The organism is Ruegeria sp. (assembly GCF_028066395.1).
Classification (GTDB): Bacteria; Pseudomonadota; Alphaproteobacteria; order Rhodobacterales; family Rhodobacteraceae; genus Ruegeria.
The window spans coordinates 86,124-99,997 of record NZ_JALCBM010000005.1; the positions used below are offsets into that span (position 1 = coordinate 86,124).

A 13,874-nucleotide genomic window follows, 5' to 3' on the forward strand; every position below is an offset into this window, starting at 1 on the left:
CGCACCATGTCCGCCGCTTTTTCGGCGATCATCACAACAGGGGATGCTGTGTTGCCTGACACGATCTTGGGCATAATCGAGGCGTCAACCACACGAACACCATTCAACCCCCGAACCTTCAATTCCGTATCAACGACAGCGGCGTCATCCATCCCCATCCTGCATGTCCCGACCGGGTGAAAGATTGTCGTTGCAATGTCCCCAATACTTTCAAGAAGCTCCTCATCCGAGTGGACAGCGGGGCCGGGCAGGATCTCCTCTGGCTTGTATTGTGCAAGGGCTTTTGCTGTCATGATCTTGCGTACTTGGCGCACGGATTCCACGGCAATCTGCCTGTCGCGGTCGGCCGAAAGATAGTTGAGCTGGATCTTGGGTTGCTGACCAACCTTTGTAGACTGGATATGGCAGTTGCCCACACTCTCGGGCCGCAGATTGCAAACCGACATTGTTATGGCGGGGAACGGGTGCAGCGGGTCCCCCAGTTTGTCGGTTGAGAGCGGCTGCACATGGTATTCCAGATCAGGTGTTTCCATGGCCGGATTGGATTTGGTGAACATTCCGAACTGGCTTGGCGCCATCGACATCGGGCCGGATTGGGTAAATGCATATTGCAACCCAATAAGGGTCTTTCCGACCAGGCTGTTCGCCAGCGTATTCAGTGTTTTGGCGTTTCTGACCTTGAAGACGGTTCTTATCTGCAGGTGATCTTGCAGGTTTTCTCCGACCCCGGGACTTTCGTGTTGGGTTTCGATTCCAAGATCAGAGAGGATGGTTCCATTCCCGATACCCGATAACTCCAGTATTTTCGGTGAGTTGATTGCCCCAGCCGCCAACAGCACTTCGGCATCGGCGAGGGCGTGAAAGGTCTGACCCTTGCGGGTGAACTGCACACCCTTCACGGTTTTTCCGTCAAGTAGCAGGCAATCTGTATGTGCGTGTTTCAGAACCCGCAGGTTGTCGCGTTTGAGCGCCGGTCGCAGGAAACCGGTGGCGGTGCTCCAGCGGACGCCATTGCGTTGATTTACCTCAAAAAATCCCGACCCTTCATTGTTGCCGTCGTTGAAATCCGCGCGCGGCATAATTCCAAATTCCTTGGCTCCCTGCTGAACAGCATTCAGGATGTCCCAGTCCAGCCTTTGCCGGGAGACTTTCCATTCGCCATCCCCACCGTGCATTTCCGATGCGCCCGAGTGATGATCCTCTGATTTGATAAAATAGGGCAGGACGTCTTCCCAACTCCAACCTGTGTTGCCCAGCTGCGCCCAATGGTCGTAATCCACAGCCTGCCCGCGCATGTAAATCATGCCATTCACGCTGGTGCAGCCGCCCAAAACCTTACCCCTTGGATAGACAAGCGAACGGCCATTCAGGCCCGGTTCATTGGCGGTCTTCATCATCCAGTCGGTGCGTGGGTTGCCGATACAATACAAATACCCGATTGGAATTTTGACCCAATGATAACTGTCGGACCCCCCGGCCTCCAACAGAAGGATGCGGAGCTTCGGGTTTTCGCTCAGGCGGTTTGCAAGCACGCAACCTGCGGTACCGGCACCTACGATGATGTAGTCGTAGCGACCTTCCAGAATGTGGGTCTCATTCACTGTTTTCTGCCGCATTCGGTGGTCAACTTTCCGGGTTCTGTCGATCTATCTTGAAGCTTTTACAGGATTCCTGAGAAGTCCAACCTTTTCAATTTCTACTTCGACCAGATCACCATCTTTTAAATACAGCGGAGGTGTCCGGGTGAAACCAACACCGCCAGGCGTGCCGGTCACGATCAGATCACCTGCTGTCAGGGATGTGAATTGAGTGATATAGGCAATTTGCCTTGCGACACTATGGACCATCTGGTCTGTGCGGGCAGACTGGACTGTGGTTCCGTTCAGCCGACAGGTGATTGCCAAATTCTGCGGGTCGCCGATTTCGTCGGCGGTGACAAGGTATGGGCCAAAAGCCCCCGTCGCCGGAAAGTTCTTTCCCGGCAGAAACTGTGTTGTGTGGGTCTGCCAGTCGCGTACCGAGCCGTCGTTGTAGCAACTGTATCCGGCCACTTTTGACAGGGCATCCTCCTCGGGGACTTCAAAGCAGTCTTGCCCGATCACCGCCACAAGCTCGGCTTCAAAGTCGAGTTGATCGGATGTTTTCGGAACGATCATGGCGTCGCCATGCGCACATTGCGACGCGGCAAAACGGCTGAAAAGCGTTGGATGTATTGTCGGAAGGTGCTGGGTTTCGACCCGGTGGTCTTCGTAGTTCAGACCGACGCAAATGATCTTGTCCGGATTTGGAATGGGCGGCAGCAGGCGGATATCAGGCAAGGCGACAACGGGCGCTTCCAAAAGGGCCGCCTGCGCGACCTTGATGAATTCCGTGGTGCCGAGAAGGTCTTTCAGCGTTGCAAAGCGACTGCCAAGAACGGCCCCAACATTGGCGATGGCGTCACCGGACCGAACACCCCATGTCGGGCGGCCCTCATGCTCAAAGCTCAGGAGTTTCATGGTCGTCCCTTGGCTTAACTTGAATGGTCATTTCGATTTCAATGGGGGCGTCAATGGTAAGCTGGTCCTGATACAGGGCCGCACGGGCATGTCTGCCGCGTTCTTCGCCAAGAAGTTCGACCCAGAAGTCGGAGGCCCCGTTCATGATCTGCGGTGCGTCTTTGAAACCGGGTTTGGCATTTATATAGCCCACCATTTTCACGATCCGAACCATACGGTCGAGATCCCCGATGACATGCTTGATCATCGAAAGGTGGTTGATTGCGGTAAGACGGGCCGAGGCGTAGGCATCTTCAAAAGGGATGTCTCCAGCCTGCCCGGGATATGGATTGTAGTCCTCACCATTGTCATCCACCTTCGTCCCGACCGTACCCGAGACATAGACGATTTCACCGACTTCGGTGCCGCAGGTATAGTTCGCGACTGGAAGAGGCGGACGAGGGAGTTCAATTCCCATCTCGGCAAGACGTTCTTCGATCTTTGACATGACCCTGACCCTTTTCCCTATTGAATGTTGAAAGTGATTGTTTTGGCTTCGGTCACAGCGCGCAGCGTGTGCTTTCCGCCCAGACGACCGATGCCGCTTGATTTTCCCGGGGCGCCGCCGAATGGCAGGTGAAGTTCCCAGTAGCAGCTTGGGTTGTTGATATTGACAAGTCCGGCGGCGATCTCTTCCCCGAACCGGAAGGCCCGGGACAGATCTTGCGTAAACACGCCAGCGGCCAGCCCGTGACCCGCAGAGTTGGCAACGCGGATCAGGTCATCATCGTCTTCGCAAACGATGATGGGGGCGACGGGACCGAAGGTTTCGGCTGTGTTCAGCAAAGCTTCGCCCGGCACGTTGTCAATGACGGTCGGCGCAAAGAACTGGTCCGAGCCGAGGTCCTTGATGCGGCTGCCGCCTGTCAAAACCTCTCCGCCCAGTCGCACGCCATCGGCGACATGTTCTTCGATCTTTGCGATCACCGAAGGGTTGTTGAGCGGCCCCATCGTGACGCTGTCTTTGATGGGATTGCCAACCGTGATGGCCCGGGCGCGTTCGGTCAGCTTCTCGGCCAATGCCTGATGGATGGAGCGCGTCGTCAGAATGCGCCCGGACGCGGCGCAAACCTGTCCGGCATTGAAGAAACAGCCAAAGGCCGCCGCGTCTGCCGCCTTGTCCAGATCCGCGTCGTCCAAAACGATCACCGGACCGTTGCCGCCAAGCTCCAGCAGCATCGGCTTGCCTGCGCCGCGCTTGGCAATTTTGCCGCCCGTGAGCGGGCTGCCGGTAAACCCGATGCCGTCTGTGCCCAGGTTTGAAACGGCTTCGTCCCCCACCACATCACCCGGCCCGTGAACCAGATTGATGGCACCGTCTGGCAGACCTGCAGCGGCGATGCATTCCATCAGCACCCCGGCGCAGGCTGACGTTGTGGGTGCGGGCACCCAGACAACGCCATTGCCTGCCGCCAGACAGGGCGCGAGGTATTCTACAGGGATATTGACCGGGAAATTCCAGGGCGTGATCACGGCATATACGCCCCGTGCTTTGCGGAAGCTTATCGCACGAACACCGGGCGTTTCGACTGGGATGTATTCGCCCTCCATCCATTTGACCAATTCGCCTGCCTCGCGAAAACCTGTGATAGCGGCGTCAACTTCGCCATATGCCTCGGTCAAAAGTGGTTTGCCTTGCTCGCGGGCAAGGATATCGGCCAGATCACCGCGGCGTTTCTGCACCTCATCGGCGACGGCGTCGCACAGGGCCGAGCGTTCCCAGACCGTCATGCGCTGCAAAGCTTCGTGGCCCTTGCGCGCGGCCCTGATCGCTTCTTGCGCGTCGATGCGACCGCTTTTTGCCACATGGCCGACAACCGTGTCGTCCGCCGGGTTCAGCGTTTCGAACTGATCCCCAGAAAGCGCATCGCGCCAGTTGCCATCAATGAAGTTTCGGTAGGTTTTACAGTGCATCAGAGTTGGCCTGGCATCAGTTTTGCATATCCGCAGGGGGCACCAGTGCCCCCCGGGCAATAAGGTGCTGGCAGCTAAATGCGCCTTCAAAATCGATGTGTTCCCCCGAGACATCAAAAAGCGGAAATGCCCCGCCGTCGGCTTTCAACACCGCGATATTGGCGGTTTGCCCGACTTCAATCCGCCCCAATTCGGGATGACCTATGATCCCGGCCGGGCGGGATGTGGTCGCCGCCAGCGCGGCATCGAAACTGACGCCAAGCGCCAGCAGTTTGTTCATCGTGGTTAGCACATCATAGGCGGGCCCGTTGATCGACATGCAATGAATGTCAGAGCTGATCAGGTCGGGCACAAAACCGGCGTCAACCATGGTACGGCAGGTCTGAAAACTGAAACTGCCCATGCCGTGCCCGATATCGAACAGGACTCCCCGCTCTTTTGCCTTCCAGGCCGCATCCCTGATCTGGCCGTCATCAATCGGTGCGTTCGGCTCGGGCCGACAACAATGCGTAAGAATATCTCCGGGGCGCAGGGAGTCGAGAATATCGACGATGCGCGGCGGCTCCAGATCGACGTGACACATCAAGGGCAGGCCGGCGCGTTCGGCGGCATTCAGACCACGTCTGAGTGCCCCATCCCCATTGTCCCCGGCTGCTATCCGACCTGCCCGCACCTTGATGCCCACAACAAGATCCGAAAATTCACGCGCTGCGTCAGCACAGGTTTCCGCATCCAGCAATTTCGGGTTCTCGGCTTCTCCGATCATGACGCGTGGTGAAAACCCGTAGATACCCGGAAACGAGATGTTCAAAAACGCAAACGTGTTGAATGGGCTTGGGCGGTGAATGAATTCTTGAAACCCCAGGATATTCGCCGCCCCGGCCGAGCCCGCATCCACGAATGTTGCCGTGCCAGACCGGCTTGCCGCCCGTTCGGGTTTCACACCAAGCGCCGTGGCCCCCCAATAAATGTGTGCGTGAATGTCGGTAAGGGCCGGGATTACCACGCTGCCGGTCGCATCTATCTGCCGTATTTCAGGCGTGGGAGGGGTTTTGCCTGCGTCGGCGATCTTGCCGTCTTTCACAAGAACATCCGCTACTGCGCCATCAGGCGCGAGCGAACCATTCGAGCCGAAAACCTTTCCGCCCTTAATCCAAACGTCTTTGATCGTATCCATTCCCAAGCCTTTGATTCGGGTGGTTTCTTGCCTGATTTTTGAAAATTAACCCAACTTTCTGCTCTTCCGAATGCATCTATCACAGTACTGACCAGTCAGTCAATATTGACATCACATCTCGCTTGGTCCATGACTCGGCGCATTCACAGGAAAGGCTACTCTGAGAACCAAAGACAACACGGGAGAGATCAATGCATAAGAAAATGTCATCAAGATCGCGCGCTGCAGCAATCGTAATTGCCAGCACGGCTGCATTCGCAATAACTGCGCCGCAGATTGCCTTGGCAAAGGATACGGTTCGTGTCCGATTTGCCGAATACAGCACCAAGACCGGCCCTTTTTTCAAGGATCTGGCTGCTCAGTTCAACGCAAGCCAGGACGATATCGAGGTTGTTGTCGAACACCTGCCCTGGCCGGAAATGCAGCAGCAGCTTATTACGGATATCTCCGCCGGGACGGCGCCTGACATCTCGCATATGGCAACGCGATGGATGGCTGGCTTTGCCGTTGATGGTGCTTTGGCTCCGATCGATGATCTGATGTCAGACGGGTTTGCCGAGACTTTCGTTCCAACCTTTCTCGACCTGCAGAAGGTTGATGGTCAGACGTGGGGCCTGCCGATTGCCGCGTCTGCCCGTGGCATGTTCTACAACAAAGACCTTTTGGCGCAGGCAGGTGTAGAGGTGCCGACCACATGGGAAGAAACACTTGCTGCGGCTGAAAAAATCTCGGCGCTGAGTGACGAAATCTATGGGATCGGGGTGCAGGGCTCGGGCCTCGACACTGAAGGATACTGGTTCTATTCGTTGTGGACGCATGGGGGCGACATCATGGATGACGATGGTCGCAGCGGGTTTGCATCCGACGCCGCCGTGGCTGCGACACAGAACTATATCGACCTCATCAAGGCGGGCGTTACCCAACCGGGCGTTCTGAGTTCCAACCGCGAGGACCTGCAGAACCTGTTCACCGCAGGCAAGCTTGGCATTGTTCTGTCTGGCCCGTGGCTGAACGCTCAGCTTGCAGACGAAGCACCTGATCTGGACTACGGCATCGCTGAAATCCCGATCACGACTGACCGCGCAACCTACGGCGTGACGGATACCATTTCGATCCTCGCCGACTCGGACGTGAAGGAGTCAGCGATGGAGGTTCTGGAGTTCTTCTTCAATGATGAAAACCGTCTGGCTTTCGGCAAGAACGAGGGGTTCGTTCCGGTTCTGAACTCGATGTCGAACGAACCGTATTTTACCGAAGACCCGAACATGGCGGTATTTCTGGACATGTCACCGGTTGCCAAGTTCGCACCACTGGTGCCCCAATGGGAAGAAATGGCTGAAAGTCTGAAATCTGCTTTGGCCAAGTCCTATTCCGGCGAAGAAGATCCGGCTGTCGCCCTGACCGCAGCGGCTGAAAAAATGAATGCTCTGCTCGACGAGTAAGCGTCTTATCGTTTGGCCAAGCACTATGCCACCCGGCGCGGATTTCACCAAACGCGCCGGGTGACATTAACATCTACCGACGTTGGGATAATGATGAGTGCAATGACAAGTTCCAAGCCAACCCCGGCTACAACGAAGGCCACCCGGCCTCGGCCAGGACAAGGGTTTTCCAATCTGGCGTTCATTCTTCCCAGCATTCTTCTGTCTTTCGTGATTATCGGCTACCCGATTTTCGAAGTCGTTCGGATGGCGGTCAGCGATGTGAATCGTTTCGGGAAAATCCAGGGTTTTGAGGGGTTGGGCAACTTCTTCAAAGTCTTCGAAGACCCGATTTTCATCCAATCCACCTATCAGACGATCATTTGGACGGTTTCCGTGGTGGGCGGCACAGTGCTGATCGCCATTCCGGTCGCCATCATCCTGAACGAGGATTTTCACGGCCGGTCCATCGCGCGTACAATCGTCTTGTTGCCATGGGCCGTGTCGCTTGCCATGACCGCGCTGGTCTGGCGGTTCGTTGTGAATGGTGATTTCGGCACGCTCAACCTTGCGCTGACGCAGCTTGGATTGCCGTTCAACAACCACCCCTGGCTGGCAACGGCCACCAGTGCCTTCACCATCGAAATTCTGGTCGGAATTCTTGTTTCCATCCCCTTCACCGTCACGATCATCCTTGGCGGCCTGACCTCAATCCCGGTCACCCTCTACGAAGCTGCTGCGATGGATGGGGCAACCAAGTGGCAGAGCCTGACACGCATCACGATTCCGATGCTGAAACCCTTTTTGCAGATCGCGATTGTGCTGAACGTGATCTATGTCTTCAATTCGTTTCCCATTATCTGGATCATGACCAATGGCGGGCCAGCCAACGGAACCGACATTCTGATCACCTATGTCTACAAGCAGGCATTTGCTTTCGGCAAACTGGATATCGCTGCCGCTGCATCCGTAATGATGTTCCTCGTCCTGCTTGGGTTCTCGGTGCTGTACCTTTTCATGACGCGGCAACTGGCGGAGCGGAATTGATGCCCAGAAAAGTCGTGCACTCGGTTCTCTGCTGGCTGGGCCTGTCGCCGCTGCTGATTGTTGTGCTGTTCCCATATGCCACCATGCTGTCCACCGCCTTGAAGCAGAAAGATGAAATCTTCCAGTTCGAGACGAAGTGGCTGCCCGATACGCTTTACTTCGGGAATTTTGTCGAACTGTTTGTCGACCGCGGGTTTGGCCGGGCAATCGGGAATTCGCTGTATATCAGCATTGGCGCGACGCTGGTATCGCTGCTGGTTGCGCTTCCGGCGGCCTATGCCCTGTCACGATTGAGAATACCCGGCCAAAGCGCCTTTCGGACCTATTTGCTGGTGACACAGATGATCTCTCCGATCGTCTTGATCATAGGTCTGTTCCGCCTGTTTGCGTATCTGGGCATGATCAATGACCTCAATGCCTTGGTGTTTGCGCATTCCGCGTTCTACATGGCCTTCGCGGTCTGGATGCTTCAAAGCTATTTTGACACGATCCCCAAAGAGCTTGAGGAAGCCGCCTGGATGGATGGCGCAAGCCGCCTGAAATCGTTCTGGCGTGTCTTCCTTCCGCTTTGTCTGCCGGGCATTGCCGTTACATCACTGTTCACCTTCGTAAACAGCTGGAATGAATATGCTATTTCCCTGACGATCCTGCGTGAGGGATCACTTCAGACCGCACCGGTCAAGATCGCCTTCCTGACCGGCACACTTTACGAAACCGAGTGGAATATCATCATGGCTGCAACGCTTATTGCGACAGTTCCGGTCGCAATCGTGTTTGCCTCGATCCAAAGCTACCTGATCCGGGGTTTGTCTTTGGGAGGAGTAAAATAATGTCGTCCATTTCGATCAACAACCTTACCAAGTCCTATGGCAATGTGCAGGTTCTGCATGGGATTGACCTTGAGATACAAGACCGGGAATTCATTGTGCTGGTCGGCCCGTCCGGCTGCGGAAAATCGACGCTGCTGCGTATGATTGCCGGGTTGGAAAACATCTCTGACGGCGATCTTTACATTGACGGCTCTCGAATGAACAAGGTCAGCCCACAAAAACGCGACCTGGCGATGGTGTTCCAAAGCTACGCACTTTATCCGCACATGTCGGTTGCCGAAAACATGGGCTTCTCGCTTTCCCTGCGTGGCGAGCCTAAATCCGTGATCGAAAAAGAAGTCGGTGAGGCTGCAAAAGTCCTGCATCTTGAGGACTATCTTGAGCGTCTTCCCAAGAATCTGTCCGGGGGACAAAGACAGCGTGTTGCGATGGGCCGCGCCATTGTCCGCCATCCCAAGGCGTTTCTGTTTGACGAACCGCTGTCCAACTTGGATGCCAAGCTTCGTACGCATATGCGGGCCGAGATCAAGCAGCTGCATCAGGCGCTTGGCGCAACGTCGATCTATGTCACCCACGACCAGATCGAGGCGATGACCCTTGCAGACCGCATCGTTGTCCTGAACGCGGGCCGTATCGAGCAGGTCGGCACACCGCTAGAGCTTTTTGACAAGCCCATGACAAAATTTGTGGCGGGCTTTATCGGCGCACCAACAATGAACTTTTTCGACGGCGTCGTCGAAATCGGCGAAGATCAGACGCCCTTGGTTCGTTTTGGGGGTGTGTCTTTTCGAATGCCGCAAAATGCCCGGGTAGAACGGAATATGCCGGTCACGATAGGCATCCGCCCTCAACATCTGTGCGTCACCTCGTCAGCCGAGCGAAACGGGTCGCAAGGCGTGCGGGCCTCGATCGAACTGATCGAGCAGACAGGCTGCGAAACCAATTTGCTTTTGGACGTTGCCGGAGCCCCGTTTATAGTTCAGACCAAGAACCGGTTTCATGCACACGCCCCAGACAAGTTATACGTTCATCTGGACACCGAGACGATGCATGTGTTTGACACCGCAAACGAGCAAAGACTTAACTAAAAGCGAGCACATTATGGCAAACCGAGCTGCCCGGCAGACAAGACGGGACCCGGAAAAAAAGTCCAGGGACATTCTGAAAGCAGCCCGGAAAGAGTTCGCCACTGCGGGGTTCGATGGCGCGCGCGTGGACAAGATCGCGGCAAAATCCAAGTTCTCGAAGGGATTGATTTACCATCACTTCCAGTCGAAGGATGAGCTGTTCCGCTCGGTCCTGGAGCAGCTTTATCAAGAGCTGAGCGAAGAAAACGCAGAACTTTATCTGGACGATTTTGAACCCGAAGAGGGTGTGGTCAGGCTGATCGAACATACGTTCGATTACTTCGCAAAAAATCCGGATTTCATCACGTTGGTCAACAACGAAAACCTGATGAAAGCGCAGCATCTGAAGAAGTCGGAGAACGTCCGGAAATCCTTTGAACCGTTGCGGGAAAGCCTTGCAACGCTTTTGAAACAAGGGGCAGAGCAAGGTGATTTTCGCGGGGATGTCGACTCGACCGAGCTTTACATCTCGATTGTCGCGCTCGGCTATTTCTACCTGTCCAACATGAGCACGCTCAGCGTTGTGTTCGACAAGCCATTGGGTGGGCCGGACTCGGTCGCAGTTCGAAAGCAGCACATCACGGATGTGATCCTCGGGTATCTGAAGAACAAGGAGGGTTAAATCCAGCGCGATGCCTCTTTCGAATTTCAAAGCGACAAATATTCCATGGAGAAGCCACATTGACACGCCATCGGTTGTAATCGACCTGGATGTTGTCGAGCGCAACCTTGTACGAGGCGCAGAGCTTGCCAGATCAATGGGTGTCCATTTTCGGCCTCATATCAAGACACACAAAATCCCTGCATTTGCACAGGCCCAGATGATGTTGGGTGCCAGGGGCATCACTGCTCAGAAGATTTCCGAAGCCGAAGTGATGGCGGATGCCGGGATCGAGGATATCCTGATCTCGTTCAACATTCTGGGTCAGAAAAAACTGGACCGATTGCGTGCACTTGCCGCGCGCGTCAACGTTCAGACAGTTGCAGACAACCCAACAGTTATCGAGGGGCTCAGCGCGGCCTTTTCAACGGCGGCCAAGCCGTTAGGTGTTCTGATCGAAATTGACGGTGGTCTGAGCCGTTGCGGAGTAAGCGATATCGAGCTTGCAGTGGCATTGGCGCGAAAAACCGAAGACGCGCCGGGGCTGACATTTGCCGGTTTCATGGTCTATCCCGCACCCGGCGCATGGTGGGAGGCGCAGCACTTTTTGACGAGTTGCGGTTCCGCGTCAAGCGCAGCGGGCCTGACACCTTCGGTCCTGTCGTCGGGCGGCTCACCAGACATGCCTCAGGTGCGTGCGAATGAAAACTTAACAGAGTATCGCGCCGGTAGTTACATCTACAACGACCGCTCGCTGGTTGCCTGCGGTGCCTCGGACGTAAGGGATTGCGCTTTGACGGTTTTTACCACGGTCGTCAGCACCCCAACCGCGTCACGGGCCATTACGGATGCGGGCAGCAAATCGCTGTCATCCGATTTGTTCGGGCTTGAGGGGTACGGGATGGTACGCGACCGGCCCGACGCCACCGTCTTCGCGCTTAGCGAGGAACATGGGCATTTGCGGTTCCCTGAAAACAAACGTCCAAATGTGGGCGAACAACTGTGCATTATCCCAAATCATGCCTGTGTAATCTCAAACCTCGTAGATCACGTGCAGTTCGTTCGGGGCGAATTTTGGGTGTGCGAACAAAGGGTCGAAGCCCGGGGTACTGTTTTGTGAAGGCGAGCCAAGTTTAGCCTGACAGGGCAGAGCGGGGAACGCGGTCCATTTGCCGGTTACGCCATCTAGACGCTGCAATGCTCAAACCGGAGGCATATTTCTCGCCATATCGACTGACTAGTCAGTAACTATTGACTCAATGCAATTGCGTCATGTAGAACGTTGCACACAAACCTGCGGCCGATTTCACCGTCACTTGGAAAAGGGGCCAACACAGTTATGCGATATCAGGCAGGCAAATTAAGCAATGGATTAAACCGCCTGGTTGAGGCTGTTGTCGGTGCATTGATGGCGGTCCTGGTCCTGGATGTGTGGATTGGTGTAATGGATCGATACCTGTTTCACTGGCAATTGCCGTGGCCTGAGGTGCTTGCCAGATATCTGATGATCTGGGTGGCTTTACTGGCAATTTCTTCAGGAATTGCGCGAAGACAACATATTGGCATGACTGCGGTGCTCGGCAGAACCCCGCCACGGGTTCGTCGTGTCATCGGCGTTGTTTCGGATTTCCTCGCTGCGATGTTGTTTGCTTACCTGCTTTGGTTTGGCGTTGATTTCGCAATCGGAGGTGCCAGTCGGCAGGCAATGATATTTGGTATGTCACTTACTCTGCCTTTTGCAGCGGTGCCGACTGCCTCGGCTTTGTGCTTGCTGCAAATTATCCTTGTGGCTCTCCGGGATTCGGGGTCGACCGGGGGCGACTGATCAAGTGGAAAATGCGTAAGTTATGGCTGTTGTCTTCCTACTTGTCCTGCTCTTGATCTTTGGGATGCCCATAGCGTTTGCGATTGGCATTGCAGGTGTTGTTGGTCTTTCGACTTTCGGCGGAATGCAATTCACGTCCTTGGGCCCTTCCAAGATGTTCAATGGGCTAAATATTTTTCCCTTTTTAGCAATGCCATTCTTTATCCTTGCTGGTGAGATCATGTCCCATATCGGAATTACATCCCGATTGGTCCGCCTGGCAAATGTACTCGTTGGCCACTTTAGGGGAGGTCTGGCACATACAAATATGATGGCGTCTGTCTTCTTCTCCGGATTGACAGGAGCGGCAACAGCAGATGCGGCCGCGTTCGGCCGGACTCTTGTCCCCGAGATGGTTCGGCAGGGTTACAGTCGCGACTACGCCTGCGCCGTGACCGCCGCGGGATCAATTATCGGGCCCACGATCCCACCTTCTGGGATAATGGTAATCTACGGCTCTTTGATGGGGGTATCTATCGGCGGCCTGTTTGCAGCAGGTGTGCTACCCGGCCTGCTAATTTGTGTCGCGTGCATGTTGGTCATTGCAATTGGTGGCTCCTCGCAATGCCTGCCGCGCGCTGAACGAAGAGCGTCCTTGAACGAAATCCGTCAAGCCTTCACGGACTCGCTGACCGCACTGATGCTCCCAGTAATCATTCTAGGGGGTATTCTTGGGGGTGTCGTCACGCCCACCGAAGCAGCCTCTTTGGCTGTCGCTTACTCTCTTTTCCTTGGGGTAATTGTCTACAAGGCGCTGACTTTACGTACCTTGTTCAGAATGCTTGTTCGCACCGCGCGCATCACCGGTATTGTCTTCGCAATTATTGCATTTGCGAATATCTTCGGATGGTGGATGAGCTTCAGCAGATTGCCTCAAGAGATCGCGGAAACCGTCCTAAGCTTGTCAGGAAACAGGTATGTTGTCGTCGCCCTGATCATTGCCATCTTGCTGGCAATCGGGATGCTGATGGACATCACTGCGATCCTCATTCTGCTTGCTCCGGTTCTGACACCTCTGGTTCTGCAAATTGGGCTAGAGCCCATTCACGCTGGAATTATCTTTATTCTGGCGTTGAACATATCTCTGATGACACCCCCGGTCGGTGCCTGCCTGTTTGTACTGTCTTCAGTTACCGGGGAGGGGCTTGAGAAGATAGCAGCAAAACTGTGGCCATTTCTGCTGGCAGAACTTGGTGTGCTGTTCGTGGTTGCGTTCTTCGAAGATATTGCGCTCTTTTTGCCCACTGTACTTGGGTTTTTGGAATAAGCGAACATGACACAGCGTAAGGGAGAACATCAGAGCAAAAATAAAACTGACTAGTCAGTAATATACTTGCCTGGGCGACCTTGGTGAAC

13 protein-coding genes are annotated in these 13,874 nt (G+C 55.0%); 8 read left to right on the forward strand and 5 right to left on the reverse strand.

Annotation, left to right across the window (positions count from 1 at the left end):
• The 5 genes from MPJ51_RS03155 to MPJ51_RS03175 form a co-directional block, all read right to left on the reverse strand.
• Positions 1 to 1,616: GMC family oxidoreductase N-terminal domain-containing protein (locus MPJ51_RS03155; protein WP_298381625.1), on the reverse strand; the 1,616-nt coding region annotated here is incomplete at its 3' end.
• Positions 1,617 to 1,646: 30 nt separating this feature from the next.
• The gene (locus MPJ51_RS03160) at positions 1,647 to 2,498 is read right to left on the reverse strand and encodes a fumarylacetoacetate hydrolase family protein (protein WP_298381627.1); all 852 of its coding nucleotides are present in this window, start codon (positions 2,496 to 2,498) and stop codon (positions 1,647 to 1,649) included.
• Positions 2,479 to 2,985, reverse strand: a complete 507-nt coding sequence (locus MPJ51_RS03165) for a RidA family protein (protein ID WP_298381629.1) — start codon at positions 2,983 to 2,985, stop codon at positions 2,479 to 2,481. The genes MPJ51_RS03160 and MPJ51_RS03165 overlap by 20 nt, the downstream gene beginning before the upstream one ends.
• Before the next feature lie 17 nt (positions 2,986 to 3,002).
• Positions 3,003 to 4,451 carry an aldehyde dehydrogenase family protein gene (locus MPJ51_RS03170; protein ID WP_298381631.1) on the reverse strand — a complete coding sequence of 483 codons (1,449 nt, stop codon included), beginning with the start codon at positions 4,449 to 4,451 and terminating at the stop codon, positions 3,003 to 3,005.
• Positions 4,452 to 4,467: 16 nt separating this feature from the next.
• Entirely contained in the window at positions 4,468 to 5,535 is a 1,068-nt protein-coding gene (locus MPJ51_RS03175; protein WP_298381634.1) for an amidohydrolase/deacetylase family metallohydrolase, read from the reverse strand.
• Between the two features lie 374 nt (positions 5,536 to 5,909).
• Between MPJ51_RS03175 and MPJ51_RS03180 the strand changes: the two genes are divergently transcribed.
• The 8 genes from MPJ51_RS03180 (at position 5,910) to MPJ51_RS03215 (ending at position 13,785) form a co-directional block, all read left to right on the forward strand.
• A complete protein-coding gene (locus MPJ51_RS03180) occupies positions 5,910 to 7,070 on the forward strand; it encodes a sugar ABC transporter substrate-binding protein (RefSeq protein WP_298381636.1) in 1,161 nt (386 codons plus the stop codon).
• Positions 7,071 to 7,172: 102 nt separating this feature from the next.
• Entirely contained in the window at positions 7,173 to 8,096 is a 924-nt protein-coding gene (locus tag MPJ51_RS03185) for a sugar ABC transporter permease (RefSeq protein ID WP_298381638.1), read from the forward strand.
• Positions 8,096 to 8,926, forward strand: a complete 831-nt coding sequence (locus tag MPJ51_RS03190; protein WP_298381640.1) for a carbohydrate ABC transporter permease — start codon at positions 8,096 to 8,098, stop codon at positions 8,924 to 8,926. Before MPJ51_RS03185 ends, MPJ51_RS03190 begins: the two co-directional genes overlap by 1 nt.
• Positions 8,926 to 10,014 carry a sn-glycerol-3-phosphate ABC transporter ATP-binding protein UgpC gene (gene ugpC / locus MPJ51_RS03195; RefSeq protein ID WP_298381713.1) on the forward strand — a complete coding sequence of 363 codons (1,089 nt, stop codon included), beginning with the start codon at positions 8,926 to 8,928 and terminating at the stop codon, positions 10,012 to 10,014. Before MPJ51_RS03190 ends, ugpC begins: the two co-directional genes overlap by 1 nt.
• A complete protein-coding gene (locus MPJ51_RS03200; RefSeq protein ID WP_298381642.1) occupies positions 9,983 to 10,675 on the forward strand; it encodes a TetR/AcrR family transcriptional regulator in 693 nt (230 codons plus the stop codon). The genes ugpC and MPJ51_RS03200 overlap by 32 nt, the downstream gene beginning before the upstream one ends.
• A 10-nt stretch (positions 10,676 to 10,685) precedes the next feature.
• Complete coding sequence (locus tag MPJ51_RS03205) at positions 10,686 to 11,774, forward strand: alanine racemase (protein ID WP_298381646.1); 1,089 nt, start codon at positions 10,686 to 10,688, stop codon at positions 11,772 to 11,774.
• Positions 11,775 to 11,993: 219 nt separating this feature from the next.
• On the forward strand, positions 11,994 to 12,479 hold the full coding sequence (locus MPJ51_RS03210) for a TRAP transporter small permease (RefSeq protein ID WP_298381649.1): 486 nt from the start codon (positions 11,994 to 11,996) through the stop codon (positions 12,477 to 12,479).
• A gap of 22 nt (positions 12,480 to 12,501) precedes the next feature.
• Positions 12,502 to 13,785 carry a TRAP transporter large permease gene (locus MPJ51_RS03215; RefSeq protein WP_298381652.1) on the forward strand — a complete coding sequence of 428 codons (1,284 nt, stop codon included), beginning with the start codon at positions 12,502 to 12,504 and terminating at the stop codon, positions 13,783 to 13,785.
• Positions 13,786 to 13,874: the final 89 nt, after the last annotated feature.

Bases quoted from the DNA above. Each gene is read 5' to 3' on its own strand.
- MPJ51_RS03160 (WP_298381627.1), bottom strand. From the start codon at position 2,498: ATGAAACTCCTGAGCTTTGAGCATGAGGGCCGCCCGACATGGGGTGTT.
- MPJ51_RS03165 (WP_298381629.1), bottom strand. From the start codon at position 2,985: ATGTCAAAGATCGAAGAACGTCTTGCCGAGATGGGAATTGAACTCCCT.
- MPJ51_RS03170 (WP_298381631.1), bottom strand. From the start codon at position 4,451: ATGCACTGTAAAACCTACCGAAACTTCATTGATGGCAACTGGCGCGAT.
- MPJ51_RS03185 (WP_298381638.1), top strand. From the start codon at position 7,173: ATGACAAGTTCCAAGCCAACCCCGGCTACAACGAAGGCCACCCGGCCT.
- MPJ51_RS03190 (WP_298381640.1), top strand. From the start codon at position 8,096: ATGCCCAGAAAAGTCGTGCACTCGGTTCTCTGCTGGCTGGGCCTGTCG.
- ugpC (WP_298381713.1), top strand. From the start codon at position 8,926: ATGTCGTCCATTTCGATCAACAACCTTACCAAGTCCTATGGCAATGTG.
- MPJ51_RS03205 (WP_298381646.1), top strand. From the start codon at position 10,686: ATGCCTCTTTCGAATTTCAAAGCGACAAATATTCCATGGAGAAGCCAC.
- MPJ51_RS03210 (WP_298381649.1), top strand. From the start codon at position 11,994: ATGCGATATCAGGCAGGCAAATTAAGCAATGGATTAAACCGCCTGGTT.
- MPJ51_RS03215 (WP_298381652.1), top strand. From the start codon at position 12,502: ATGGCTGTTGTCTTCCTACTTGTCCTGCTCTTGATCTTTGGGATGCCC.